Source organism: Acaryochloris sp. 'Moss Beach' (genome assembly GCF_021497025.1).
In the GTDB taxonomy this organism is placed as follows: Bacteria; Cyanobacteriota; Cyanobacteriia; order Thermosynechococcales; family Thermosynechococcaceae; genus Acaryochloris; species Acaryochloris marina_A.
In genome coordinates this window covers 143,417-167,432 of the sequence record NZ_CP071719.1, presented here as the reverse complement: position 1 = coordinate 167,432, position 24,016 = coordinate 143,417, and the positions used below count along the sequence as shown (strand labels likewise).

General features: G+C 47.5%; 23 protein-coding genes and 5 pseudogenes. 15 read left to right on the top strand and 13 right to left on the bottom strand.

The annotated features are described in order from the left end of the window. The first annotated feature begins 4 nt into the window (after positions 1-4). From HRE53_RS29305 to HRE53_RS29290, 4 genes and pseudogenes are all read left to right on the top strand, one after another. Positions 5-301 (top strand): DnaJ domain-containing protein, encoded by a 297-nt coding sequence (locus HRE53_RS29305; protein WP_235111529.1) that lies wholly within the window; start codon positions 5-7, stop codon positions 299-301. Positions 302-330: 29 nt separating this feature from the next. Continuing rightward, positions 331-564 carry a hypothetical protein gene (locus HRE53_RS29300; RefSeq protein WP_235111781.1) on the top strand — a complete coding sequence of 78 codons (234 nt, stop codon included), beginning with the start codon at positions 331-333 and terminating at the stop codon, positions 562-564. Next, a complete protein-coding gene (locus HRE53_RS29295; RefSeq protein ID WP_235111780.1) occupies positions 564-905 on the top strand; it encodes a nucleotide exchange factor GrpE in 342 nt (113 codons plus the stop codon). The genes HRE53_RS29300 and HRE53_RS29295 overlap by 1 nt, the downstream gene beginning before the upstream one ends. Positions 906-932: 27 nt before the next feature. Beyond that, positions 933-2,677, top strand: a pseudogene (locus HRE53_RS29290) (Hsp70 family protein). Between the two features lie 6 nt (positions 2,678-2,683). Here HRE53_RS29290 and HRE53_RS34695 read toward each other — a convergent pair. The 4 genes from HRE53_RS34695 to recA form a co-directional block, all read right to left on the bottom strand. After that, the gene (locus tag HRE53_RS34695) at positions 2,684-2,932 is read right to left on the bottom strand and encodes a hypothetical protein (protein WP_255801559.1); all 249 of its coding nucleotides are present in this window, start codon (positions 2,930-2,932) and stop codon (positions 2,684-2,686) included. A gap of 105 nt (positions 2,933-3,037) precedes the next feature. Continuing rightward, the gene (locus HRE53_RS29285) at positions 3,038-4,513 is read right to left on the bottom strand and encodes a transglycosylase domain-containing protein (RefSeq protein WP_255801558.1); all 1,476 of its coding nucleotides are present in this window, start codon (positions 4,511-4,513) and stop codon (positions 3,038-3,040) included. A 304-nt stretch (positions 4,514-4,817) separates the two neighbouring features. After that, entirely contained in the window at positions 4,818-7,079 is a 2,262-nt protein-coding gene (locus tag HRE53_RS29280; protein ID WP_235111779.1) for an ATP-dependent RecD-like DNA helicase, read from the bottom strand. A 68-nt stretch (positions 7,080-7,147) separates the two neighbouring features. Continuing rightward, positions 7,148-8,221 (bottom strand): recombinase RecA, encoded by a 1,074-nt coding sequence (gene recA / locus HRE53_RS29275; protein WP_235111778.1) that lies wholly within the window; start codon positions 8,219-8,221, stop codon positions 7,148-7,150. Between the two features lie 118 nt (positions 8,222-8,339). Here recA and HRE53_RS29270 point away from each other — a divergent pair, with 118 nt between their 5' ends. The 3 genes from HRE53_RS29270 to HRE53_RS29260 all read left to right on the top strand — a co-directional run bounded on the left by HRE53_RS29270 (position 8,340) and on the right by HRE53_RS29260 (position 11,738). Next, a complete protein-coding gene (locus HRE53_RS29270) occupies positions 8,340-8,543 on the top strand; it encodes a hypothetical protein (RefSeq protein WP_235111777.1) in 204 nt (67 codons plus the stop codon). Further along, a complete protein-coding gene (locus HRE53_RS29265; RefSeq protein WP_235111776.1) occupies positions 8,540-9,316 on the top strand; it encodes a GNAT family N-acetyltransferase in 777 nt (258 codons plus the stop codon). Before HRE53_RS29270 ends, HRE53_RS29265 begins: the two co-directional genes overlap by 4 nt. 82 nt (positions 9,317-9,398) lie before the next feature. After that, the gene (locus HRE53_RS29260; RefSeq protein ID WP_235111774.1) at positions 9,399-11,738 is read left to right on the top strand and encodes a ribonuclease catalytic domain-containing protein; all 2,340 of its coding nucleotides are present in this window, start codon (positions 9,399-9,401) and stop codon (positions 11,736-11,738) included. 160 nt (positions 11,739-11,898) lie between these two features. Here the strand turns inward: HRE53_RS29260 and HRE53_RS29255 are convergent. Continuing rightward, a pseudogene (locus tag HRE53_RS29255) lies at positions 11,899-12,117 on the bottom strand (IS4 family transposase); the annotation flags it as partial. A 207-nt stretch (positions 12,118-12,324) separates the two neighbouring features. Here HRE53_RS29255 and HRE53_RS29250 point away from each other — a divergent pair. The 6 genes and pseudogenes from HRE53_RS29250 to istB all read left to right on the top strand — a co-directional run bounded on the left by HRE53_RS29250 (position 12,325) and on the right by istB (position 17,662). Then, on the top strand, positions 12,325-12,714 hold the full coding sequence (locus tag HRE53_RS29250) for a hypothetical protein (RefSeq protein ID WP_235111771.1): 390 nt from the start codon (positions 12,325-12,327) through the stop codon (positions 12,712-12,714). A 208-nt stretch (positions 12,715-12,922) separates the two neighbouring features. Then, complete coding sequence (locus HRE53_RS29245) at positions 12,923-13,171, top strand: hypothetical protein (RefSeq protein ID WP_235111769.1); 249 nt, start codon at positions 12,923-12,925, stop codon at positions 13,169-13,171. An 81-nt stretch (positions 13,172-13,252) separates the two neighbouring features. After that, positions 13,253-14,335 (top strand): AIR synthase family protein, encoded by a 1,083-nt coding sequence (locus tag HRE53_RS29240; protein WP_235111767.1) that lies wholly within the window; start codon positions 13,253-13,255, stop codon positions 14,333-14,335. 181 nt (positions 14,336-14,516) lie between these two features. Further along, positions 14,517-14,936: a photosystem II complex extrinsic protein PsbU gene (psbU, locus tag HRE53_RS29235; RefSeq protein ID WP_255801600.1), complete on the top strand. Its 420-nt coding sequence runs from the start codon at positions 14,517-14,519 to the stop codon at positions 14,934-14,936. A gap of 449 nt (positions 14,937-15,385) precedes the next feature. Continuing rightward, positions 15,386-16,321, top strand: coding sequence for an IS21 family transposase (gene istA / locus HRE53_RS35390; RefSeq protein ID WP_396133496.1), 936 nt, complete (start codon positions 15,386-15,388; stop codon positions 16,319-16,321). Between the two features lie 590 nt (positions 16,322-16,911). Beyond that, a pseudogene (gene istB, locus HRE53_RS29225) lies at positions 16,912-17,662 on the top strand (IS21-like element helper ATPase IstB). A gap of 212 nt (positions 17,663-17,874) precedes the next feature. Here istB and HRE53_RS29220 read toward each other — a convergent pair. Next, positions 17,875-18,969: a hypothetical protein gene (locus HRE53_RS29220; RefSeq protein ID WP_235111763.1), complete on the bottom strand. Its 1,095-nt coding sequence runs from the start codon at positions 18,967-18,969 to the stop codon at positions 17,875-17,877. A gap of 316 nt (positions 18,970-19,285) precedes the next feature. Here HRE53_RS29220 and psbU (HRE53_RS29215) point away from each other — a divergent pair, with 316 nt between their 5' ends. Further along, positions 19,286-19,723 (top strand): photosystem II complex extrinsic protein PsbU, encoded by a 438-nt coding sequence (gene psbU / locus HRE53_RS29215; RefSeq protein ID WP_235111761.1) that lies wholly within the window; start codon positions 19,286-19,288, stop codon positions 19,721-19,723. A gap of 166 nt (positions 19,724-19,889) precedes the next feature. On the opposite strand, the pseudogene HRE53_RS29210 reads toward psbU (HRE53_RS29215), so the two are convergent. Beyond that, positions 19,890-20,027: pseudogene (locus HRE53_RS29210) on the bottom strand (IS6 family transposase); the annotation flags it as partial. A gap of 56 nt (positions 20,028-20,083) precedes the next feature. Between HRE53_RS29210 and HRE53_RS29205 the strand changes: the two are divergent. Continuing rightward, a protein-coding gene (locus tag HRE53_RS29205; RefSeq protein WP_212662238.1) for an IS1 family transposase occupies positions 20,084-20,913 on the top strand; the annotation gives its coding sequence in 2 pieces (ribosomal slippage) (positions 20,084-20,425 and positions 20,428-20,913; 828 coding nt in all). Here HRE53_RS29205 and HRE53_RS29200 read toward each other — a convergent pair. From HRE53_RS29200 to HRE53_RS34685, 6 genes and pseudogenes are all read right to left on the bottom strand, one after another. Further along, positions 20,891-21,511, bottom strand: a pseudogene (locus HRE53_RS29200) (IS6 family transposase). The gene HRE53_RS29205 and the pseudogene HRE53_RS29200 sit on opposite strands and share 23 nt — an antisense overlap. Next, positions 21,508-21,813: a hypothetical protein gene (locus HRE53_RS29195; RefSeq protein WP_235111759.1), complete on the bottom strand. Its 306-nt coding sequence runs from the start codon at positions 21,811-21,813 to the stop codon at positions 21,508-21,510. Before HRE53_RS29195 ends, HRE53_RS29200 begins: the two are co-directional and overlap by 4 nt. A gap of 38 nt (positions 21,814-21,851) precedes the next feature. After that, positions 21,852-22,370: a winged helix-turn-helix domain-containing protein gene (locus HRE53_RS29190; protein WP_235111757.1), complete on the bottom strand. Its 519-nt coding sequence runs from the start codon at positions 22,368-22,370 to the stop codon at positions 21,852-21,854. 143 nt (positions 22,371-22,513) lie between these two features. Further along, on the bottom strand, positions 22,514-22,777 hold the full coding sequence (locus tag HRE53_RS29185) for a transposase (protein ID WP_212666943.1): 264 nt from the start codon (positions 22,775-22,777) through the stop codon (positions 22,514-22,516). A gap of 62 nt (positions 22,778-22,839) precedes the next feature. Further along, on the bottom strand, positions 22,840-23,199 hold the full coding sequence (locus HRE53_RS34690) for a hypothetical protein (protein ID WP_255801557.1): 360 nt from the start codon (positions 23,197-23,199) through the stop codon (positions 22,840-22,842). After that, positions 23,177-23,899: a hypothetical protein gene (locus HRE53_RS34685; protein WP_255801556.1), complete on the bottom strand. Its 723-nt coding sequence runs from the start codon at positions 23,897-23,899 to the stop codon at positions 23,177-23,179. Before HRE53_RS34685 ends, HRE53_RS34690 begins: the two co-directional genes overlap by 23 nt. Positions 23,900-24,016 lie beyond the last annotated feature (117 nt).

Sequence of the window (24,016 nt, the reverse complement as noted above, 5' to 3'; positions counted from 1 at the left end):
AACGATGCAAGACCACTATGACCTCTTAGGCTTGGCAGTTGGGGCAACCCCAACTGAGATCAAGTCCGCCTATCATTCCAAATTACGGGAATTTCCCGCCCATAAACAGCCTCAAGAATTCAAAGCAATTCGGGCAGCCTATGAAGCCCTGCGCCAGGGAGAACAGCAACCTGAACAAGATTTCTTTGAACTCCAACCGTGTCAGCAGGAGTTGGATGCGCCAGTCGTCACCCAGCTGCGAGCACGAGCTACCGCTCAAGCGCAAGTGACCTTAACAGAATTAGTGCGGCTAACATTCTAAAGTGACCAGGAGATGGACCCTAGAACATCATGACCCAATCCCCCCGAGAGCTAGCTACCCAAACTGCCAAACATCGACGAGACCAAGAACGTTTCCTGCAAGATTTGCTGGGTATTTTAGATGGCTTAGATCATGCATGTGAGCATTGGCATCAAGCGGAACAAGACCATTTGCAGACCTTAGCAACACCTCTTTCTCAATCCCAAGTATCCTCTGCTGCTTCCTCATCCTCTTTTTTTCCAAAAAATGTCAGCAGTGGTTGATGTTTTGGCAAAAGGAATCTCCTGCCTCCGTCAGCCCTGAGACATCAGAATTAGAGACGGATGGCACCCGTGAGATCATCAGTAGTGCGAAAGAAGGGGTTGAACTCATCCGACGTTCAATGCTCGATATCCTCCAGCAGCGACAGGTCGTACCCATTGAAGTGAACGGTCAACCCTTTGATCCAGAACAGATGTATGCACTAGGTCGGCAAGAAAGTGCAGAAGTAGAAGAGAATACCGTTATTCAAGAAGTGGTTAAGGGGTACTTATGGCAGAATCGGATCTTGCGTGAAGCTCAAGTGATGGTGGCTTCTAAACCCTCAGATCCAGACGAGCGATAGTTCAAGAACTTACAAAGGATAGACGATATGGGTACAGCAGTCGGGATTGATCTAGGAACGACGAATTCGGTTGTGGCTGCCATTGATAATGGCCAACCTTGGGCCATCCCAGACGAGAATGGGGAAACCCTGTTGCCGTCATGTGTGGGAATCACAACAAAGGGCAAACTCCTCATAGGCAGAGAAGCGCTTAGGCAATATGCAGCTGCTCCTGAACAGACCGTGAAATCTATCAAACGGCAGATGGGAACGGATCATAAGACGGTACTGGGAGAGAAAACCTATTCACCCCAAGAAATCTCTGCTATTCTCCTCCGTACCTTGAAAGCAACGAGCGGAAGATGCCTTTGGTGAAGCAGTTACCCAAGCAGTCATTACCGTGCCCTGCCTTCTTTACAGATGCTCAACGACAGGCCACGAAGGAGGCTGGAGAAATTGCTGGCTTAGAAGTACTGCAAGTGCTCAATGAACCCACGGCTGCTGCTTTAACCTATGATTTTCGCAGTGAGGAAACAGAGCAGGTGCTAGTTTATGACCTTGGCGGCGGCACATTCGATGTTTCAATCGTCGAGATTACCGGAGATGTGACCGAAGTCTTGGCCAGCCATGGGAACAATCGTCTTGGTGGGGATGACTTTGACCGACGGTTGCAGCTGTACCTCACAGAGCAGTTTCGGCAAAGTCATGACACAGAGGTTCCTGCAGATCCCACCGTCCACGCCCGATTGCTCCGGGCTGCGGAAAAAGTCAAGATTGACTTGAGTGAACATGCCTTTGCGACAGCGCGTGAACCCTATTTAGTCAGCCAGGGGAAGACCGCACTGCACCTGGAAGTGGAATTAGCACGGGAGTCCTTTGAAGACCTCATTCAACCCCTGATTGAAGAAACATTGGAGGCGATAGACCGAGCTTTAGCGGATGCAAAGCTGGACAAGCAAGAGTTGGATCGGGTCATTCTGGTGGGCGGTTCTACCCGTATTCCGTTAGTCCAAAAGATGATTACAGCCCATCTAGAACAAGCTCCCATTGACGGTATCCAGCCCGACTTATGTGTGAGCTTAGGGGCTGGCATCCAAGCGGGCGTACTATCGGGTGCATCCGTAGACGCTATTTTGGTGGATGTTATTCCCCATTCCCTGGGTATTGCCGCAGCGATGAGTACTGCCTTTGGCACCATGCCAGGGATGTTTAGCAGGATCATTGCTCGCAATAGTGTCATTCCCGTCTCGCGTTCTGAAGTGTACTCCACTTGCTCTGATGGTCAAGAAACGGTGGAGATTGAGGTGTTTCAAGGGGAGAATGCAGTAGCAAGAGAGAATGTCCCCCTCGGGTCATTTCGAGTGGAGGGGTTGCCACCTCGACCTGCAGGAGGCGTCCAAGTTGAGGTGCATTTTGATTTTGACCACAATGGTATTTTGACCGTGACGGCAACAGAGAAAGGGAAGGGTCAGCAGAGTACATTGATTGTTGATGATGCAGGGACGAGCCGTCTGTCTAGTCATGAGCTCACTCAATCTAGAGCTGAAATTGAATCATTGTTCGCCCAAGGTGCAGGCATTGAAATCGATGCTGATGACTCCATGCCTACTCAGACGGAGTTAATCGATCACGCCCATCGACTCTTAGAATCCATGGAGGGTGATGAAGCGGAATCGTTGCGGGAAATGCTTAACCAAGTCGAGGCGATCACCCCTGAGGATGAACCCGGAATCAGTTTTAGATGTGCGCACCGCTCTAGATCTGAAACTACAGAGGTACGATCAGGTAGGTGAATAATCTCAACCCTTGGGCTTGGGAAACTTGGAAGGTGGCTCAAAATACTGAACAGGCGTATCCTTCAATACCTCACTCATAAACTCTCGCCAAACAGGGGCCATCCACCCTCCCCCCGTTGCCCCAGACCCAATCCGGGAGTAATTGTCATTACCAGCCCACACGGCCACAGATAGTTGAGGCACATAGCCCACAAACCAAACATCCCGCTCGGACGAAGTGGTCCCCCGTCTTCCCCGCTGCGGGGCGACCAATCTGGGCCGCTACCCCCCGTCCCGGATTGCACGACGGTTTGCAACGTACTATTGACGGAGGCAGCAGCCCAAGGATTGAGTACCTGCTTGGGTTGTGGGGTATTGTCAATCAACACTTTGCCCGCAGGATCTGTGACTTGCAGAAATGGCTGTTGTTTTGGACTGCCAGCCATTATTAGCAAAGGTGGCATAGGCTGAAGCCATCTCTACGGGAGTTAAGTCCACAGCGCCTAAGGGGAGTGAAATCACATTGGGGATCGGGCTAGTAATTCCTAATTTACGACTGACATCTATCACATTCTTAATGCCCACTTTTTGACCCATGACAATAGCAGGCACATTGCGCGATTGAGCGAGAGCTTGGCGAATGGACATTGAGCCTTGAAAACTGCGGTCATAGTTTTGAGGTTTATACCGCTCTATACCACCATCATTGAAGCTCACGGGAGAGTCGTTAATCATTGAATCTGGGGTGTACTTCCCCGTCGCAAAGGCGGTGTAATACACAAAGGGTTTGAAAGCAGAACCGGGTTGTCGATAAGCCTGAGTCGCCCGATTGAATTCACTTTTTTTGTTATCCACTCCACCAACGATGGCCTTGATGAAGTGCGTTCTCGGATCGACTGCGACTAATGCCATCTGGTCTGCTGCATAGGCATAGTGTTGATGATTCCTGCGAACGGTCTTCTCCGCAATTTCCTGCATCTTCCAATCAAGAGTCGTTTGAACTCGGAATCCTCCTCTAACGAGTGCCTCTCGACCAAATCTTTCAGTCAATTCCTGAATGACGGTATTGGTGACATCAGGGGCTTGGCTCCGTTGATAGGAGGTAATTTCTCCTAAAATGATTTTCTCTGTCCGAGCTGCTTCAGCCTCAGCAGATGTAATCCATTTCAGTTCCTCCAAACGCCCCAGAACGATGTCCTGTTGTTCTTTAGCAAGGTCTAAATCTACAAAGGGACTATACCCTTCTGGTGCTTTGATAATCCCAGCCATCATGGCAGATTCAGCTAGGGTCAGATCTTCAGCAGATTTATTGAAATAACTCTGGGCGGCTGTTTCTATGCCATAGGTATTATGTCCCCAATACACTTGATTGAGGTATAGCTCTAAAATTTCATCTTTACTGAGCAGTTGTTCGATTCTCAGTGCTAGAACTGCTTCTGCGAGCTTGCGACTAAAGGCTCTTTCTGGGGTCAGATAGAGATTTTTAGCCAGCTGCATACTCAAGGTTGATGCCCCTTGTACCGTCTGACCTGCCTGGTAATTGGTGATGGCTGCCCGCAGGATACCGACTGGATTAATGCCGTCATGTTGGTAAAAGTTGCTATCTTCGATGGCGAGTACGGACAGTTTCAAGTGGGGAGAGATTTTAGCCAGTGGGACAACCTGGCGATTTTCTTCCTCATGCAAGCCCGTGAGCAACTTGCCGTTGATGTCATAGATGTAGGTTGTTTCGTTGGGTGAAAAGCGGGTTAATGAAGTCACATCAGGCAGATCACGATAACTAATCGCTACCCCCATCAGTCCTCCTGCTAAACCAGCACTTCCCAGGAGGGTCAAGGTCAATATGGTGGTCAAGGTAGTATTGCCTATCCCCCTTAAAAAGAGGGTGGAGGTTGATCTAGAGGAGAAGTCTCGAGGAGAAGTGGCACTAGATGACATGGTGTATTAAAGGGCAACCATGACACACTAAATTTGGAGTGTGAGGTTACTGCTAAAAAAATAACTGAGAAGCTTTCTATACCTAAAGTCTGCCCATACTAAAGTAAAGTTTCACTCTCGATCTTAAAGAGCCATCATCTCTGCAAAATAACGCAACAATATGGGGATTTCATGAGCTAGTTAAACAACCCAGATTATCGATGACTGTGTTAACGACCCGTTAAAAAATCGCGGAAGCTAGTGATTCGTCAGCTTTGGGAACACCACCCAAGCGCCGCTCAAGCAAGGTGTATTGTTGCCTATCTTTGATCTGCCTGACGGCCATGCTGATCGCATTCTTGGGACCCACAAGAACTGCCAGCTTCTTTGCCCGTGTTAATCCGGTATAGAGTAAATTACGGCTGAGCATGATGTAATGCTGCATATACAGGGGCAGAATGACGACGGGATATTCGGACCCCTGGCTCTTATGGATCGTGACGGCCCAAGCTAAGCCAATTTCATTCAAGTCAGCGAGATCATAAGAAACGGAACGTTCTGCATAGCGAACGGTGACTTCAATCTCTTCTAGGTTGATATCCTCGATCACTCCCATATCGCCATTGAAGACTTCTCGGTTGTAATCATTGACCTGCTGCAGAACGCGATCTCCCACCCTGAGAGTAAGTCCTCCTCGCGTCAACTCAGGTTTATCGGGATGGGGAGGATTGATCAATGCTTGCAGGACTTGGTTGAGTTTTCGAGTACCAACCTCGCCTCTCGTCATGGGGCAAAGGACTTGTACGTCTCGTGCCGGATGGAATCCGAGTCCAGGGAGAAGATCGTTAATCAGTTCCTGGATCGCTTGCACACCGTTCTCTGGTTCAGGGGCTCCCAACCAGAGACAATCCGTTTTAGGTGAATGACTCACGGATTCCAAGTTCGGAAACTGGCCTTGGTTGATGCGGTGAGCGTTACGGATAATGTGACTGGCTTTGGCCTGACGAAAAACCTCTGTCAGTTCAATAATTGGAATCCTCCCAGAGGTTATCAGATCTAATAGGACATTTCCTGGTCCCACGCTGGGTAACTGGTCTGTATCACCCACGAGCAAGAGTTGAGCGTTGGTATCAATGGCCTTGATCAGGGAATTTGCTAAGAACAGATCCAGCATGGAGGCTTCATCAATAACCACTACTTCAGCGGGGATCGGGTTATCTGTATTCCGTTGAAACTTCATTATCTTGGGGTCAAATTCCAAGAGGCGATGAATGGTTTTAGCTTCGTGACCCGTCACTTCACTGAGGCGTTGTGCGGCCCGACCCGTGGGGGAAGCGAGCACAATGTCTTTCCCCATTGCCTTCCAAAGCGCTACGATTGTGCGGGTTGTAAATGTCTTCCCCGTTCCAGGGCCACCCGTAAGAATCACAATACGCTGACTAGCTGCCATCTCCACGGCTTGCTGCTGCTGCTCTGAGAGACTTACATCCGTTTGAGCCATGAAGCGGTCTAACCAAGCCTTTACCCGATCTTTATCGACGACTAGAGGGGTTGCTAGCAGCTGGAGAACTCGACGAGACAAGTGGAATTCAGCTTGAAAGAAAGGAGGTGCGTAGCATAGCAGCTTAGTCGAGTTTTCATGTGCTAACCGTTCGACGATTAGCTCAGCGTCAGAAATCATGGCATGGATCAGGTATTCCACTTGATCGGGTTTGGGCTGATAGTCAGGGAGGGCCAATCGCTTCACGGCTCGGTCAATCAGTTCTGGTTGGGGTAAATAACAATGCCCTTCTTCTGCGGATTCACTCAAGACATGTAACAGACCACTTCGATAGCGGTATTCAGAATGAGGTGAGATGCCCAGGCTGCGAGCAATCTCATCTGCGGTCACAAATCCAATGCCATAGACATCTGTTGCTAGTCGATAGGGGTTATGGGTGACGGTTTCAATGGACTCATCACCATACTGCTTAAAGATCTTGACGGCATAAGTGGTGGAGACGCCATGCCCTTGGAGAAAGACCATTACCTCTTTGATTGCCTTCTGACTGTCCCAGGCGGTCTGAATCAGCTTGACTCGCTTTTTCGCGATGCCAGGGACTTCAATTAAGCGTTCAATTTGGTTCTCAATAATGTCGAGAGTATCTAGTCCAAAGTGAGCTACGATGCGCTTTGCTGTGACGGGACCGACACCCTTGATCAGGCCACTGCCGAGGTATTTCTCAAGTCCTGTGAGAGTGGCGGGCTTTGTTTCCTTATATTGTTTGACCTGAAATTGAGGACCATATTTAGGATGGTCTCGCCATATCCCCTGGAGTTGAAGCGTCTGGCCTGCTTGGATATTGGCAAAGCTACCTACAATGGTGATCAAGTCACGAGTTCGAGGGGCCTTGAGGCGAGCAACGGTATAACCCGACTCATCAGAATGGAAGGTCAGTCGCTCTACTATCCCCTGTAGTTGTTCAATGGGGGGAGACCCTATATTGGCAGAACTACTGGGCATAGGTAGCTACCTTAAGACTTGATGCTTGACTTCTTTAACAGCAATATACTCCTGATAGGTTAATTCTCTTAAGATGCGTCAACTTCCTCTGTATCAGAAGCTTCTATCTCAGCAGCCGTGATGGAATTGGCAGAGACTTTAGAACCCAACTCTAACTTTTGACGTACTTGTTGCTCGATATCTTGAGCAAACTCTAGGTTATCCAGAAAGTATTGAATGGTATTCTCCCGACCCTGGCCTATATTGCTACCGTCATAGCTATACCAAGCTCCTTTACGGACAATAATATCCTTCTCTTCCGCCATATCCACAAGGCAACCCATTGTTGAGATCCCTTGGCCAAATAGAATGTCAAACTCTGCAATCCGAAAGGGAGGAGCAACCTTGTTTTTTGCAACTTTGACCTTTGCTCGGATGCCATACATGTCAGTCCCTTTCTTCAAAGTCTGGATCCGCCGAATATCCAAGCGAACAGATGCATAGAATTTGAGGGCGTTACCTCCCGTGGTCACCTCAGGGTTACCATAGGTGACCCCAATCTTCTGACGAAGTTGGTTCAGGAAGATGACGGTGCTACCAGACTTGGCAATATTGCTCGTAATCTTACGCAGGGCCTGACTCATCAATCGAGCTTGCAACCCCATGTGGGAATCTCCCATGTCTCCCTCAATCTCCGCTCTGGGAGTGAGTGCAGCAACAGAGTCAATCACCACCAGATCAACCGCACTAGAACGAACTAGCTGATCCACGATTTCTAAAGCCATCTCCCCCGAATCAGGCTGACTCACAAGCAGCTCAGATACATCCACACCCAATGCTGCTGCGTAAACAGGATCAAGGGCATGTTCAGCGTCAACAAAGGCCGCGACACCACCCGTCTTTTGGATCTGAGCGATCGCGTGGAGGGCTACGGTGGTTTTTCCTGAACTTTCAGGGCCGTATATTTCAATAACTCGCCCTCTTGGAAGACCACCTCCTAAAGCTAGGTCTAGGGTTAATGCACCACTAGAAATCGTCTCTATCTGCATACGAGTGGCATCACCCAGTCGCATAATGGCCCCTTTGCCAAACGTCTTCTCAACGTTCTTCATTACCAAGTCGAGGGCTTTTTGCTTCTCGGTCATGTCATTTTTGGCACTCATCAGTGGATCTCCAAAGGGGTCAATTTGGGGGGTGCTAGACCAATATAGTAATCTTGTACTAAGATGGTGTCAATATGATACTTATGTTCATGTTTTACCTCCACATGATGAGGTTGTAATGGCAACAGATACACTTGCTGAACTGTTAGGATTCCCTGATGGCTGGCTCGTTGGAGTCTCTCTTGATCTTGAGTGGGGCTATCAATGTTGGGTCATCACTCCAGAAAGACAGGTTCACACCGATGGGGAATTTTACGAGAACAGCCGATTGGCGTTAGAAGCAGGGCGCTTTCTGGTTGAGCATTCCTTGGAGGTGGAGTGAAGAGCGAACAGATCGTCATGTCCTGGGAAGAATATGAAATTATGCCTTGGCGACTGGGTTGGAAGCATGAGTACTTCAACGGTATGGCTTATCTCACACCCAGACAGCAGTCTGTTCTGACCATCATCAATGTTGCCCCCCGAAGCTATACCCCTAAGGCGTGCAGGATTAGGCCTGTTGTGCCAACGGATGCGCCTGAGCTCAAGCGTCTGTTCTTTGAGGTCTTCCACGACTCTGTTGAATATTGCAATTATGAAGAGCTGGATATTCAGGAATTAGCCCAAAGCTGTATTGATAACTATTTAGACGCAGTTAAAGGTAAGCCCTCAACGGTTTCATGCCTTGCCATTTCACCAGAGGGTATCCTCATTGGAACAGCTCTAGTGATTGAGAAGCCAGAACAACAGCCCTATCTTCGGTTATTGGGTGTCTCCCCCTTGTGGCAACGCTGTGGTGTCGCAACTGGCTTAATGACAACGATACTCAACCAACTCGTTAACACCCCTTTTACCCAGTTAGAGAGTCGATATTTCCTGGCGAATGAAGCGAGCAGAAACTGGCATCATCGATTTGGATTCCAGGATCAGCTTGACTTATTCGCAGCCCGCCTCTTTTACCGACATGCCCAGCATCAATTATGGCGACAGGAACAACTCGGTCAACTCCCGAAGAAAGACCTGGCTCGTCTGGCATTGGAGGTGGAGCAATGGCAGTCTGAAGTGGACCGTCAAGAAGTGGCCTTTGAAGCAACTTATACTAATGAACTGCCCTAACAGGCCGTCTTTATATCATCAACGGGACAAAACCCACCGCTCTACACTAGAATGACCAAAAGTTTGTCCCCGTGAGCTTCCCATGCCTACTGCCACTTCAGAAAAGCTGAACCAGCTCCGAACACAGCTTCAGGAATGCACCAACCCGATTGCTGCCAAGTTACTCAAAAGTACGATTGCAAAACTTGAGGCTCAATTAAGCTCAGGCCAGACCCAGACCAAAGTATCCAAAATAGCCCAACGCAAAGCTGCACTGAGGAAATCCCAGAAGCAGGCTAAACAGAAAGCGCTGCAACAAGAAAAAACAACGCTGAAACCCCCTTCACTGATAAAGCTGGAGTCAAAGTCTGAAGGAGTACCTCAAGATAAAAAGCTCATAACACTAGATCAGGGAAAACCAATCGAACAGGCTAAGGCGTCAGTTCAAGATACGAAATCTAAATCACCAACTCAGGACAGGCCACCAGCTAAGACCGAAACAGCTCCCAAAAGCAAGAACCGTTTTCCTCCTCAAGCGTTCGCAGCAGCCAAGCGGATTGTCCTTGCTGACTATTTATGGCAACGTCCCCAAGTCCAAGGCATCACCATTGATGGTCCAACTTCGCGGGACTTAGATGATGCCATCTGGATTGAACCCACTGATTCAGGTGCTGTTTTCTCTATCCATATTGCTGACGTCTCTGAACTCATCGAGATTGATTCGAGTTTGGATCAAGTGGCAATTGAGCGCACAACCACACGCTATTTCAATAAGGGGAATGCTCCCATGCTGCCGAGGCCGCTCTCAGAAGATAAGCTGAGTCTCCTAGAGTGCCAAAAGCGTCCCACCCTGACGATCCAGGTCACCCTCGATGCGAAGGCTCAGATTATGGATATGGAAATCTTTGAGTCTTGGCTGACGAGCCAGAAACGATTTACCTACGCTGAAGCCTCCCAGCCTGACTCCCACTCTGCTTTTCAAGAGACCTTAGAGATGGCCCATCACTGGGCATTGCATCTGTACCGGAATCGTCTGACCTCTGGCGCAATAGGTGCGACCCAGACAGCCCAAGGTCAGTGGCTCACGGAAGAGGGCAGTCTAAGCCAGAGTGAACATCATCGTAGTCATATCTTGATCCAAGAATTTATGATCTTGGCGAACCGTGCTGTCGCCCAGTGGTTAGCAGCTCAAGATATCCCGGCGCTGTATCGCAATCACACGGCCAGGACAATTGCCCCAGATCGGGAAACGATGTATCAGACATTGCTGACGCTAGGATCTAGCGCTGCCATTCGCCAACGGTTGTACAGTTGGATGAACCGTGCTGAGTATGGTCCAGCGTTAATCGGACACTTTGCTCTGAACCTACCTGCTTATTGTCACTTCACCAGTCCGATACGTAGACTGGCTGATCTCATCAACCATCGCATCGTTAAAGCTGTACTCAAGCAGGAAGATGTACCCTATACTGTGCATGATCTTGAGCAGCTAGGACAGCATATTGCCCAGGTTAGGGGTAAAGATGAAGAAAAGACCTCAGAATACTATAAGGCTGAGCATCAGAAGGTCTACCAAGAGCAACTCCAGACTCCTGAAGAGCTGGGTCATCTTTCTAGTAAAGAATTCAGTCGTTTGGTGAAGTATGCTGCTGAGAACCAAGACTTTGAGCGACTACACAGTGAGTTGGTGACTCGCTTGGAATCAGAGAAATTAACGGTTCAAGACCTGTACTTATTGGTCTTTCAGGGAGATGACTGTGAATTACAGCAGCAGGTTGTCCAGCATCTTGCCAATCACGTTCAGGAAGCTGCGAGTGTGATCAGCGTTGCCTCAGGCCAGGAAAAGGACTGGGAAGCGTTTGAATATATTGAGGTGGGGGATAGCACACCATTCACTGTCTGGTTAGAGGTCAAACGATCTGGAGAATCACTCACAACTATTCATCCGGTAGTCCACTCCCGGAAGCAAGATGCCCGTCATCAGGCTTGTTTATTATGGCTAGAAGCCTATCTCCAGAGCAGCTTAGTCAGTCCAGAAGAGCGGGTACAGCCTCCGGTACCAGAGCCTCAATCGCCGTCCAAATCTTCATCCTCTAGCAAGGTATCGCTGTCCAAAGCCATTCATGCTGCGTTGGTGAAACCACTCAGTGGTGGTCAGAATTTTGTTGGGATGTTGATGGATGTCTGCCAGAGATTGAGATGGGAGAATCCAGAGTACGAAATGGACAGCTCAGATGATTGGTTTATCTGTAAGTGTGAGTTGTATATTCTGGGTGAACGAATTGAAGGTAGCGGGGTAGCGAAGAAGAAAAAATTGGCTAAGAGTCTGGCTGCTAAAGAGGTACTGGAACAAGTGCGGGAGCTGGCACCGCAGCATTGGGGTGAGTGGTTTCCGGGAGTAGAATTCAGCCAACCTCAGAATTTGACCAACCAAGAAGATTGATTCCCTCCCATCAATATAGGGTGATTCAAGACAGAAGCGTTAGTGTCCCGATTTATTCGCCATGAGCTGAGATAACTGAAATGCTTTGGTAATAGATAATTCAGAGCATTCCTTGATGAACATTGCCCAACGCGAGCAGCCTTAACGGATGACAACGAAGCTACAAAGCCTGTTTTATAAGGGATAGAGCAAAGAATCCTCGCTGAAAATAGAGGCGTTTATGGGGTTTAAGCACAATCAGACTTTGTACCCAATCAGCCCACAATTCCATGGCATAGATCCATCGTTGCCCATAGAGTCCAAGACTAAATTCACTCTGCCGTTGAGTCGTATCTTTATGCTCTTTAATTCGTCCAGCATAAATATCCACTCCTGATTTGTTTCTTGGGATGTGATTTCCTTACGGTTCGCCCATTTTCATGGTGGGTCAAGAGATTGCAGTCTAAGACAGGTAAAAAGTCCAGCGAAAGCGTGGAGTGATAATACCCTCATGAAATCCACAAGTTGATTTTCTAACATACAAAATATGGACATTTGAGTAATCAGTGCCTTTGAAAAGCGATGTTATTACCTGCTCGATAAAGTCATGGAATATCTCTACCTCTTTGATAATGCCAGTATCGCAATCTGGGTGATTGAGTATCTGAAGCAACGACCTGAGCTTCCCCTGGAGTATGTAACGGTGGTCCATTTGCCAAGCGGATGGTTAATTCGAGTCAAATTCGATGGCAGTATCCAAGATAAATTGGAGATGAATTTTCGGGCAGTCATGAAGGAGTTTGGGTATCCTTGTGTTCCTTCAAGCGTAATGAGTACCGCTTTGGTAAGTCTAGCCAAAGGACAAACTCCAACTGAAGTGATGCAACGCTACCAAATTGCAATTGTTGTGCATGGAAAACCTAACCGGGAAGAGATTGAAGCATTTCAACAACAGGTTATTCAAGGCTTGGGGGCTTGCCCCAACAGTCTTCAGTAGTGACGTTAAGGAAGAACATTGTGCCATCGCCGTTCAATGACTAAAGAGAACACAGGCCACAGATACATTGATTTGAATTCAGAGGTTCAATACTGTGTTTATGCTCATCTCCACCAAAACCCACAACTTTTGCTTGAGAAAGGTAGCCCGTTCTAAAAACTCTCAATTGCAAATTTACAAAAGTCGAACGAAGGGAGAATTGTAGTATATGTTTCAACCTCTAACAGGTATAGATTTGATTGATTGTGCTAGAGCCAATGCCAAGGAAGGGCTTAAAACGGCTGCACAACTGTGTGGCTATGGAACAGATGTGATGGGATTCCAACATGCGCTAACGGAGGCTGGTCAATATATAGGGATGGATATTGAATCGTTGGATTCCCTATTAGCCCATGCGGACTATATCATTTGGGACAGAAAAATTGAGATGGAACTAGATATGTCAAACTCTCTATAGCTTTAGCTTACTCATCACATCAAACTGCTTTAGAGTGCATCCTCCTGTCTGAACCGAAGGAAAAACCTGATGAAATTGTGAGTGGGTAATGCTTCGACCATTGGAGACCAAAGTATTTTAGAGAAGCTCTGGCAAGGATTTTACGTGAAACAGAACACACTTCCGGTGGGTAAATTACCCACAGACATATTGGCCCACTGTCTAAGTCAAACTCCAGTTGATGATCTGCGAGTTATTGTGGGTCCAGGAATTGGGCTGGATTGCGCTGTGGTTGAGGTCGGTTCGAGATTGTGGGTCATTAAATCCGATCCAATTACCTTTGCGACAGACCAGATTGGCTGGTACGTCGTTCAAATTAATGCCAACGATATAGCTACTGCGGGGGCTATCCCTCGCTGGCTTATTGTCACAATATTACTCCCCGAACATAAGACAACTGCAGCCTTAGCTGAGCAGATTCACAAGCAAATTTACAATGCTTGTCAGGATATTGATGTCTCGCTGATTGGTGGGCACACCGAAATCACCTATGGTTTAGATCGCCCGATTGTGGTGGGTGCACTTATTGGTGAAGTTGACCGAGACCATCTGATTACGCCTCTTGGTGCAAGTCCAGGAGATCGCATTCTACTCACCAAAGGTGTGCCGATCGAAGCCACGGCGCTTCTCTCCCGAGAATTTCCTGATCGACTGTGCCAGGTGTTAACCCCTGATGAGATCATCCAGGCTAACGCTTTCCTCCACGAACCAGGCATCAGTATATTGCCAGATGCGCGGATCGCGATCCAGGCCGGCAAGGTCACCGCCATGCACGACCCTACTGAGGGTGGATTGTCTACAGCCCTCTGGGAACTAGCACAAGCTAGTGGGTGTAGACTCATGATTGATTTAGAAGCGGTGCATATTTATCCACTCTCAGTTCAAATTTGTCAGGTCTTTCAGATTGACCCATTGGCTGCGATCTCCTCAGGTGCGCTCCTACTAACCACACCTGCTGGTGATGCTCAACAGATTTGCCGTGCCCTGAACAAATCTGGAATTCTTTGCCACAAAATTGGTGAGGTTGAAGCGGGGGAACCCACTGTTTTGTGCCAAACATCACTGGGTTATCAAAAGCTACCTTATCCAAGTCGGGATGCCGTCGCACAAGTGTTGAGTTCATGAAGCGTGACGAACCTCATAAAGTTCTCACAAGTTGTCCTCAAAATATATAAATACTAGAAAGTCTGAGTGATAATCCATAGATTTTGAATAGTGTTCTGAAGGAATGATCTTCTTCTCCTTAGAGAACCATGTATGAAATATTTTCTAGACTTTAAGAATTTTGTCAATAGAGGTACTAAAAATGAAGCATTACAGGCGAGTAGTCATTTTTGGCCTGATTTTTCTAACTTGTCTAGGTCTAATATTATTGCCTCGATCTAGAGCTATTTCTGCAGAGATTCAAAGCCAGTCTATAGATTACTCGAGAGTAGCTGAAGTGCAGCAAGTTGCAGAGCCAACTTCATGCATACCCATCGGCGAGAAAATTGACTTAAACAATGCCAATGCGATCTCATTTAAGGATTGCCCTGGGTATTATCCAACGCTTGCCAAAAAGATAATTAACAATGGTCCCTATGAGTCTGTCGAACAAGTCCTAAATATTCGAGGTCTAAATTTAAAGCAGAAAAAACTCCTTGAAGATAAATTGGACTTTTTTGCCGTAACTGAACCTAAAACCGATCTTGCCACACGGATGCCACCTCGCCCGATGATGCGATGATATTGAGCATTAGCATCAGAGTTAAAAAGATTTAAGGGAGTTAAATACAGCCCGAATCATTGAGTACTCAGAAGTCATCAATTGGATCATTTTAGAGAACATTTATTTTGTTCAATCCCCTGCAATACTTTTTCATCCATCATGAATTTCAATCCGTCTTCTGTATTGGGTAGTTAGGTGAGATTATCTCAGCCCCCTATTCTTGAGAAGCTATATAAACCGGTGCTCTGAGGATCTGAGCTTCGGTCCAAATGATAGGCGACAATTGCATAGACCGAATACATGACCGCCTGACAATTACGTAGACCTCTCTAGAAATCAGGATCTCATTCTCAAAACACAAGAGATCTCAAATCAGTTCAGAGAGCATCTATACCTTTTCACTTTTTTATAACTCCATACAGGAAAGACACTAGGGTTTGTACACCTAAGACGATTAGGGACCTCTAGTGCCAGCTCCTATTAAACCTCAACAGGTACAGCTTTATATGAAAACAAAACAATCCGGCTCTTCCCAAGACACTGCAGCTGCCAAAGCAGGGATCTCAACCCGCACTGCCCGTCGTATTGATAGTGGCACCCATCGTCCCCAACGAGGCCGCCCTCATGACTGGAAAACCCGTGAAGATCCGCTGGATGGATTATGGGAATTAGAACTTGAGCCGATGTTAGAGCGTGAGCCTCGATTAGAAGCGACTACTCTATTTGAGACCTTACAAGAGGACCATCCTGGGCAATATGATGACAAGATCAGAACCGTGCAACGCCGAACCGCTAAATGGAAGGCAGCTCATGGCAAGCCCAAAGAAGTGATGTTCAAAATTCAACATCATCCTGGAGAGATGGGACAGTCAGACTTCACCCAGCTCAAAGGTTTCAGTGTGACGGTTCAGGGTGAAACCTTTCACCATATCTTGTATCACTATCGACTGAGTTATAGCGGCTGGCAGTACGTGCAGGTGATTCAAGGCGGAGAGAGTTTTATCGGCTTATCTCAAGGACTACAAAATGCCTTATCTGCCTGTGGTGGTGTGCCTAAGACCCACCGTACCGATAGTCTGAGTGCCGCCTATCGCAATACCGGCGGTCGTAACCCCCAGCTGACTCAGTTGTATTCCACTCTGTGTGACCATTACCGGATGGAGCCGACCCGCAACAATCTGGGCGTCTCTCATGAGAATGGCGGCATCGAGAGCTCCCATGGCTATTTCAAGCGGCGATTATGCCAGGCCCTGTATCGTCGAGGCAGCTTTGACTTCGAATCCGTAGCTGAGTATCAACAGTTCATCGAGCAAGTCATCGCTAAGCTGAATGCCAAGTGTCAAAAGAAGTTTGCACTGGAGCTCCCCCACATTACAACCTTTGCCCAAATATCGCACCCCTGATTATGAAATCCGCAGCGCTAAAGTCAGCTGCAACAGCACGATTGCCGTCCGCTGTGTCCTGTACACAGTCCCCTCTCGCTTAATTGGTCATCGGTTGAAACTGCACCTATACCATGACCGCCTTGTCGGTTTCTTAGGCACCACTCCCGTAGTGGAATTGGCGCGGGTCCATGTCCATGGCTCTGGGAAGAAGAGACGGGCTCGTAGTATCGATTACAAGCATGTGGCAGAAAGTCTCAGGAGAAAGCCCCATGCGTTTCTCTACTGCCAATGGCAAGCAGACTTACTGCCCAATCTTCAATGGCATCAGCTATGGGAATCCCTCAAAGCTGACTTTGAGCGGGACCAGGCTGCCCGTTTGATGACAGAAGCCCTCTACATTGCTGCAACTCAGGATCAAGAATCCCAGGTAGCTGACTATCTACAAACCCAACTGGAACAGTCCACCCTGACCTTGAGTAGATTAAAACAAGCCTTTGAGTTCAAGCTCTCGACTGAGCAATATCCTGACATCATTTCACAACAGCACGCTCTCTCCGACTATGACCAACTCCTCCAATGCAGCACCGGACAATCCATACGACAATTTGATGATGACGCTCAAGCAGCTCCGGTTAAGACATTTCCTCGACGAGTGGCAGAGCATCGAGCATCAAGCGACTCAGGAGAATTGGTCCTACGCCCAGTTTCTATTGGCTTTAGCCCAAGGGGAAGCCAGCCGTCGAGAACAGAATCGGATCTCCCGCGCGCTAACCGAAGCGCAGCTGCCCTACGGCAAGTCCTGGACCAATTTTGAGTTTGACCATATTCCCAGTCTCAATCCAGCAGCCATCATGGAGTTTTCCCAAACAACTCACTGGCTAGAGTCGGGCAGTAATATTTTGATATTTGGGCCAAGCGGAACAGGGAAAACACATGTCAGCTCTGCATTAGGGACTTCTATTGTTGAGTTGGGGGAAACGGGTGAAGTTTGTCACGGCCACAGCGTTGGTGCAACAGCTGGAACTGGCAAAACTCCAACTGGAATTGCAGAGCCTGTTGTCTAAGCTCGACCGGTACGATCTGCTCATCATTGATGACCTCGGCTATATTCAAAAGTCTGATGTTGAAACCTCGGTCCTATTCGAACTGATTGCTCATCGCTATGAGTGAAAGAGCCTACTCATCACGGCTAATCAGCCTTTCAGCCAATGGGATAAGATCTTCCCCAACTCGATGATGACAGTGGCTGCTATTGATCGCTTAATTCACCATGCCACCATTTTCGAGATGCAGGCTGAGAGTTTTCGAAAACAAGCAGCTGCTAAAAACGCGGCCAATTCTCCAAAGACTTCTAGCTAATCCCAAGCGAGAATAAACCTCCTTTACCCCACCATCAATAGAGATGCTTACTCGAAAGCATCTCTATTGATGGTGGTTTTATTGATAATTGTCATTTGCTCTCTGTCGCGATGGTCTCCGACCGGCCTTCGGCCATCACCGAGGCAGAAGATCATCGATCTCAAGTACAAGTGACAAAGCTTCAAATCAAATCTCTAATAGCAGGAGGAAAATCAAAATACTTTCGGACTATGTAATTGACATTCGACAGTCCAAATGTGTTCAGTTAATCCAACTGCCATGGCAGGAGTTCTCTGTTGAAAGCGCTTTTTACCCTCGGTTACTTCTAGAGGAGTTCGTAAACTGCGATGCACTCTCACCCAGTTGTAAACTGTAGCACTCCACCAAGCAACGGCCTGACGAGTATTACTGCGATGAGCGAAAGCAAGTGAGCGTCTGACTTGATGAGCATTCATCCGTCGTGCAGTGCCATTGAAACGCTCCACAGTTGAGGTGTTGGGAATGTTGTACCCTATTTCATCTAGCGCTTGATTGATCCGTTGCCAGCTCCCATGAGCTTTGCTCACCTCTACAGCTTCTAACTTTTGTCCCTGACGATGCTTGATGACTTGGACGTGGGCAAGGGTTCGAGGAATCCGATACTTGGGAGTTGGGAGGTCGACCCATCGTGCTTTGACGGGGGGGGGGAGGTAAGACACCCCGAAGATGACCGGAAAGAGAGTGCGATAACTCGCTTCTCCATCGGTCATCAGCACCAGGTCTTGGGGATGAGCTAGTCGTCTGTGACTGCCTTGCATCAGCCTTTCTATCAGGTCTGTGTTACGGGGACCAATTGCCACGTGGACAATGAATTTACTGGCGGCATCAATGGATACCGCATCCCAACACTGCTGCTTTTTGCTGGCGACGTATCCATGACGTTCGTCCATCTCTAGTATGTCGATATCCAGTTGCTGAGCTTCCTGCTCATGAAAGTCCTGGGCATGCTGACCAAACTTGAGGGTCAAACGTTTCACCGTATCCGGATGGGTGTAGGTCAGACGTGATGTTCCTTTGATAGACGTTCCTTCTGCAATTTGACGACCTACTTCTATTGCTCGAGATTCAGGGATTTTTGTATTCCAAAAGGCAGTGTTCTTGCGTTCACTGAACTCTGCTCCACAGCTATGACAGCGCAGATACCGTATTCGATCTTGTCCGTATACTTTACGTACTGTTAAATTCTCAAGGCCCGCTTGACCATAGCTTTCACAGTTAGAGTTCACGCAAGCTAGCTCTGAAAGTAATGGCCTTTTTTTCTCTTCCATGGGAGTATCTTGGCTCAATAACTCCCTTCAGCAATACCTTTTTCGAGCCTCCCTTAGCTAGAGGGGCTGAGATAATCTCACCTAACTACCCTGTATTGAGCAAAGGCTTTAAATTTCAGAAGCTTGTTCAATATGGGATTCAAAAACTTTGACGCAGGATTAATAAAATAAGCTTTTGAGTTGATATCAGTTTAGTGAAATGACTCAATGTGACAAAGATACCCTAAAGACAAACCTGACTTGGAGTTCTGGGTTGATGATAGAACCTTATACAAGCTTGGATTTAATTCTCTACTATTAGAAGGTGTTTAAGAATATGAAATTATTAGCTCGTCGTTTTGGTTTAATGGGTCTAGCCGTAGGTATTTATCTCGGCTTCATTAACTGTTTCCTACCCGTTAGGGCGTTAGAGTTGAGCGGACAGTTCATACCTACAATTGTGCTGTCAGAAACCTATCGTAATCCTATCGATGAAAAGCTAGAAACAGACTTTGGTCAAAAAATAGATTTGAACAATACCAATGTGATGGCTTTTACTCAATTCAAAGGTTTGTACCCCGCGATTGCAGGTAAAGTGGTTCAAAATGCCCCGTATAACAGTGTGGAAGACGTTTTACAAATTACTGGTTTGACTGAGCAACAGAAGAGACTTTTTGAAGCCAATCTAGAGAACTTTACTGTTACTGATCCTGATCCTTCGTTAGTGGGTGGTCAGGACCGCTATAATCCGGGTGTTTATAAACCTTACCGTTAGTTTTTACCTGTACATTATTTAGGGAGGCTTTCCCTTGCGGCTTGCATAGATTCTTTTCGAGGGGACATGCAAAAAAACCCCTGTTAGGGAAGCAGAGCAGTTACCTTTGTGGTTGTGTCGCAAATAATGTTTCCAGGTACAAAAATCCTCTGAGTTTCATCCAAGACTAGGCTGCTAATCCAAAGATTTTGTGGATGAAAGAGATCTGTCCTAACACATCATCTTTGCCCACATTTTTGATCTGACCTTTACGGATCATGTTCATCGCTTCATACCCTTTTAAGGTTCGTCTAGCCGGTCGTGCCTCAAGTAATTGTGGGTTGAGTATACTAGAGGCTCAGCTCAGCTTCTAACCTACCCATGCAATGCCCACTATGCGGTCATTCCAAAGCACACAAGCATGGCAAGATGCCCAACATGCTTCAACGATACCGTTGTCCTGAGTGCCAGCAGACCTTTACCGAACGCTTTGATACCCTTTACTATCGTCGTCAGGTGAGTCCAGAGCAGGTCCGACAAGTCCTCCAAGCCCATGCAGAAGGGAGTAGTCTTCGAGGTATCACTCGGACCAGTGGCCTGGCTTACAACACTGTAGTCTCACTAGTAAGAGCTGCTAGCCAACGATCTCAGCAACTCCATAATGGCCAAGTGCAAGCCGTTGAAACGGAGGATGTCAGTGCAGATGAAATGTGGTCCTTTGTGAAAAAAAGCAAAAACACTGTCTTCCCCATGAGCTAGAGATGGGTGATTGTTGGATGGCGATTACCTTGGCAAACACAAGCGGCGTGATCCTCTCGTGTCGTGTGGGCAAGCACACCGATTCATTATTGAATGAACTGGTGACTAGCACTGAAGGTAAGACCGATTGCAAGGACTGGAATAGTGACGATTGGGGTGGTTACGAAAGAGTGTTGCCTTGGGAGATTGACCATTACATTGGCAAGGACAGAACTCAACGACTCGAACGCACCAATGGCATTATTCGACAGCACAGTGGTCGATGGCATCGACGCCAGAACAAATTTGGCAAAGTGTGGGCGCAAACCAAAGTCACTGCTCGATTAGTGGTCAGCTATTTCAATTGGATTTGGACACACAGTCGGCTTAAAACAACGGCGGCACAACGTGCTGATCTAGCCTCGCGAGCTTGGCATTGGGATGACATACTCACCTACCCCACAATTGTTTGATGCACGACCGTCTAGCCGAGTTAAACGATCCAAAACTCATGCCAGGATTCACCAGACGTTTTATCCCTCGATGATCCTGATCCACTATATTGTTGAGGTATTTGACCTGCCGTACTATTTTGCCTTCAGGGAGACGTTCCTCTTCCTGTAACTGCTCTACAGCAGGGGGATATGCTGGATTCTTGTCCACGTTGATCACCCGAGGTTCATGGGTATGAACCGCATTCAATGCTTTGGTCAGAAAGCGCTTCGCAGCCTTGGCGTCCCGCTTTGCTGTGAGTAAAAAGTCGAGGGTGTAGCCGTCAGAGTCTACGGCTCGATAAAGGTACCGCCATTTTTTACGTATTTTGATGTAAGTTTCATCAACTCTCCAAGAATCATTGGTAGGCTTGAGATGTCAGCGACAGCGCTTGTCTAGCTCAGGGGAATATTGGAGAACCCACCGATTGATGGTGCTGTGATCCACTTCCAATCCCCGCTCTAGCATCATCTCTTCTAGGTGACGATAGCTGAGGGGGTAGCGGCAATACCATCGAACATTGAGAAGGATGATCTCAGATCGATAATGACGCCACTTGAATAGGTCAGCAGTTTTCATTGGCGGGAGAGAGAAGAAACACAGCTTCTCAGATTACCACTGGTTCTCAGCGCAGAACCTATTTTTGCGACAGAACCGTCTGAAAATTCATCCGCCACTTGTGCTAGGAATAAGTTCATCATCTGAGTATTGGAAAAGGGTAAGACTAAAGCACTCATCTTTCCTAACGCAGGAGCAACAGCAACATAGCCATAGAGATATTCACGGACAAGCTGCTGCCCACTTTCGGGTCGAATTCCAGGAGCACACCAAGCTCTTCTTACTTGTCCTAGACGACCAAAGCGCCCTTCGTCTGCTGCCATGATCACAATGGGACGTTGGTCTTCGGCTGAGCGATCTGCTACAGCGGTTTGGACCAGCCCCCGAAAGTTTTTTTAAAAGCCTCTCGTGCCGCTTTGTTCCCATTGGGATGGGAGGGACGAGGCATGAGTTTGCGCCATCCGTGTCGGTCTAGCAAACGATAGATAGTACTGGGTGCCACTGACGTCTCCACTTTAGTCTCAAAGGCCGTTTGGATCTCTTGAACCGTTGTTAAATGACCTTGTTGAGCACGTTCAATAAACGATTCTAAAAATTCAATCTCTTCTTCGATACTCAGATAAGCACCGGGATTCTTCTTCCGTTTAGCCCTAGGAGCAATTGCTGCTGCTCCTAGGCGATTGTAAGCGGCAATCACCTGATGGACCGTTCGAAGACTAGTTGCAGTATGCGTGGCTATTTCGATAGCTGGGCGAGGATCTACCAGGGCGTTATAAATAATCATCCATTTTTGCTGACAGCGGGCAGTCGGAGCCGTGGCAATTTTGTCTTTCACCTCATCCACTGTTAGATGCGGTTTAACTGTACTAACTCGACTCATACAGCGGTTTTCATATAGATGGGGGACAGACACAACTCTTAAAAAGCTTGATCAGTAAATACTCCAGGATTGAATATGTCCCCTACCAACCTGCGATCCGCTGTATACTTGCGGAATGAACATAGGATTAGATCCTATCTAAATTACATCTCAAAACACAAATTGGTATCAATCGACCCTGCTTTGCGCCACTCGTTGTAGTGCCAAAAGACCGTTGAGGAGGGAGGAAAGTATTTGGGTAAGTCTTCCCAATTACAGCCATTCTTGAGTCGATAGAGCATTCCATCAATGAGGTCTCGATAACTCCATTCGAGCGGGCGAGGCTTTTTCTTGAGAGGCAGAACCTTGGGTAACAGCGGTTCAAGGAGTTCCCATTCTGAATCGCTCAGACTGCTGGAATAAGCCATAGGACTTGGAATTGACGACACTTTCCATTGTCGAGAATTTACCAAAAGATTTCAAATGGGTTCTATAGTCGAACCCATTTCTTCAAGTAGGCATGTTCAAAGATCATTTCCTTTTGTATTCTGAGATCTTGACCGAAGCCCGCTTGAGACGCTCTTTGGAACATGGCGTAGGCAATCGCAATATCGGCATAGGCTAGCCCCACAGCATTAAAGTAGGTACGCTCGTCGGGATTGGTGCGACCTGGTTTCTTGCCCGTCACTATTTCAACAAGATTGGCATGAATATCCTCATCCTTGAGTTGCCCCTCTTTGTACATCCGGCTCAAGGTTTGGGTCCGATGTTTAACAGTTTCCCAATCATCACAAACGATCTTGTCACAAATTTTCGCGACCTCATATTCATCTTCCCACCCCCCCCACATGGCTATAGAAAGCTCCCGACTTGAACCAGTCTGCCTTGAGCAACGGCGCTTGGGCGCTGGTTGCAGTGACAATGACATCCGCTCCCTCTATCGCATCTTGAAGATTCTCCTGGGTTCCCACAATCTTGACATCTGACAAAATGGGGGACATTTCGGTAATAAATTGTTCTTCCTCCGCCTTATCCTTGGCCACAACCCGACAATCTGTTAGAGAAGGTAGTGCTGTTTTCATGGCAACTAGATGCATCTTGGCCTGCTCGCCCGCCCCGATTAAACCAATGATTTGTGAGTCAGTTCGCGCTAGATACTTGGCTGCGATGGCACCCATGGCACCCACACGCAGGTTTGAGCAGAGGGTTCCTTCCATAAATGCGATTGGAAATCCATGCTCAATCTCCGACAAAATAATGACGGCAGATAAATTTTGAATGCCATGTTTGATTGGGTTAGGGGGGAAAACTGAGACCCATTTGACCCCACAAATTTTATGGTTCTTAAATGTTGCGGGTAAACAATTGATCCGCTCTTGAGTATCGTCATCAAAAATTTGGACGATCTTGTCTGGGAAAATGACTTCCCCTTGATTGAATGATTTCAAGGCGTCTTCGGCTGCTTGCATCGCCATGCGAACATCCAAGCAGCCGGAAGCAAGTAGATCTTCCTGAGAGAAGTACTGACAATGGATTTGATGACTGAGCATTTGTGTATAACCTCACTATCGTTATCAGCCTGGATCGCGAAACAGTTAGGAAGAGATGCTCGGAACTAACGTCAAGGAATTATTTCTGAATCTTTCCCATCTGAGCTGAGGATGCTT

Coding starts and splice junctions, on each gene's coding strand:
- HRE53_RS29305 (WP_235111529.1), top strand. CDS start 5: ATGCAAGACCACTATGACCTCTTAGGCTTGGCAGTTGGGGCAACCCCA.
- HRE53_RS29300 (WP_235111781.1), top strand. CDS start 331: ATGACCCAATCCCCCCGAGAGCTAGCTACCCAAACTGCCAAACATCGA.
- HRE53_RS29295 (WP_235111780.1), top strand. CDS start 564: ATGTTTTGGCAAAAGGAATCTCCTGCCTCCGTCAGCCCTGAGACATCA.
- HRE53_RS29280 (WP_235111779.1), bottom strand. CDS start 7,079: ATGCCCAGTAGTTCTGCCAATATAGGGTCTCCCCCCATTGAACAACTA.
- recA (WP_235111778.1), bottom strand. CDS start 8,221: ATGAGTGCCAAAAATGACATGACCGAGAAGCAAAAAGCCCTCGACTTG.
- HRE53_RS29270 (WP_235111777.1), top strand. CDS start 8,340: ATGGCAACAGATACACTTGCTGAACTGTTAGGATTCCCTGATGGCTGG.
- HRE53_RS29260 (WP_235111774.1), top strand. CDS start 9,399: ATGCCTACTGCCACTTCAGAAAAGCTGAACCAGCTCCGAACACAGCTT.
- HRE53_RS29250 (WP_235111771.1), top strand. CDS start 12,325: ATGGAATATCTCTACCTCTTTGATAATGCCAGTATCGCAATCTGGGTG.
- HRE53_RS29245 (WP_235111769.1), top strand. CDS start 12,923: ATGTTTCAACCTCTAACAGGTATAGATTTGATTGATTGTGCTAGAGCC.
- psbU (WP_255801600.1), top strand. CDS start 14,517: ATGAAGCATTACAGGCGAGTAGTCATTTTTGGCCTGATTTTTCTAACT.
- HRE53_RS29220 (WP_235111763.1), bottom strand. CDS start 18,969: ATGGAAGAGAAAAAAAGGCCATTACTTTCAGAGCTAGCTTGCGTGAAC.
- psbU (WP_235111761.1), top strand. CDS start 19,286: ATGAAATTATTAGCTCGTCGTTTTGGTTTAATGGGTCTAGCCGTAGGT.
- HRE53_RS29195 (WP_235111759.1), bottom strand. CDS start 21,813: ATGGCAGCAGACGAAGGGCGCTTTGGTCGTCTAGGACAAGTAAGAAGA.
- HRE53_RS29190 (WP_235111757.1), bottom strand. CDS start 22,370: ATGAGTCGAGTTAGTACAGTTAAACCGCATCTAACAGTGGATGAGGTG.
- HRE53_RS29185 (WP_212666943.1), bottom strand. CDS start 22,777: ATGGCTTATTCCAGCAGTCTGAGCGATTCAGAATGGGAACTCCTTGAA.
- HRE53_RS34690 (WP_255801557.1), bottom strand. CDS start 23,199: ATGTGGGGGGGGTGGGAAGATGAATATGAGGTCGCGAAAATTTGTGAC.
- HRE53_RS34685 (WP_255801556.1), bottom strand. CDS start 23,899: ATGCTCAGTCATCAAATCCATTGTCAGTACTTCTCTCAGGAAGATCTA.